The organism is Methylobacterium tarhaniae (assembly GCF_001043955.1).
Lineage (GTDB): Bacteria > Pseudomonadota > Alphaproteobacteria > Rhizobiales > Beijerinckiaceae > Methylobacterium > Methylobacterium tarhaniae.
Genome location: NZ_LABZ01000384.1, coordinates 1 through 1100 on the forward strand (window position 1 = coordinate 1; position 1100 = coordinate 1100).

Below are 1100 nucleotides of genomic sequence, written 5' to 3' on the forward strand. Positions count from 1 at the left end.
TTCCCCGGCCTTGAAGCAATTCGCCGGCGTCGCCGATCTGAATTTCGAGCTGATCGTAGTTTTGCAAAGTCAGGAAGCATGTCAGTTTGCACGGAGGCTGCTGCAGGGCTCGCTCCTGAATTTTAACATTCAGTGTGTCGCCGTTGACCGGGTTCTGCATTTCATTCCGGATCAGCATCACCTCGACGCGATCGTCACGATCCCGACGGGCGCCGCTGTGACCAGGGAGTTGCTTGACAAGCTGGCGGCTGTTGCGTGCGGGGAAATCCCAGGCTTTTCTTGTCATGTTGCGATTGCGCATTCTGCGGCAGGGTCGGCGACCGACATCATTTATAATAAAAAATATTCCGAGTGGGTCACCGCCCAGGACACAATTTCTATTTGTCTGCGCAGTGAGTTCTTGCAGCAGACTCGGGTCGTGTCCTCCATAGCCGAAGGAATGCCCCGATTTTTACTAGAAATAAAAATTTCGTCTGAACTGCCGATTCACGCTGTCCGCTTAGCCCGGACTGTCAGTGGGACAACGCTGGATCTTCCACCCGCTTATGGCGTGGTCACGCATATCAGGACAAAGGACGAGTCAGCTCGCAAACGCCTCGAGCGCCTGCTGCCTAACACGCTCCAGCACCTGGCAGAAACAACGGTCGTGGGTCCGATCGGCCAAACCAGCGCCATCGGGCAGTTCTGCGCCGACCACGGTGTGAAGGTTGTTCAGGCATTTCCGTTCGAATGCCGCCTGTCTCCGTTCGAGCTGATGGATCTGTGCTTGCCGTCTCAGTCCATCTTGATGGTTGAGTTGGACGATGAGAATACGAATTATGCGCCTCTGGAGACGCTGCTGAGCTACCGTTCCATGCCAGGACGTTCGAGTGCTGTCGCTTGGCGCAGCCAGGTTCCCTTCCAGGCGATCGCAGCCGGAGAGGCGGATGCGATCACGGCCGCCTTGAGGAGGCCAGAATGTGGTGCAATAAACGCTCACAGATCTGCGTAGCTTCCGCTGAGCTTTAATGTTAGAACCAGCCTCAAGGGTTCGAAAATCGCTTGGAAGCAGCAATTTGCTTCGACGTGCAAAAACTTATCTAAAAAGGCCGTTACAATGA

The 1100-nt window shown here is 54.8% G+C and carries 1 protein-coding gene; it reads left to right on the forward strand.

Going from position 1 to position 1100, the window contains the following annotated elements; genetic code table 11:
- The coding region (locus VQ03_RS34150) for a hypothetical protein (RefSeq protein ID WP_167376152.1) at window positions 1-991 on the forward strand (991 nt) is incomplete at its 5' end.
- Window positions 992-1100: the final 109 nt, after the last annotated feature.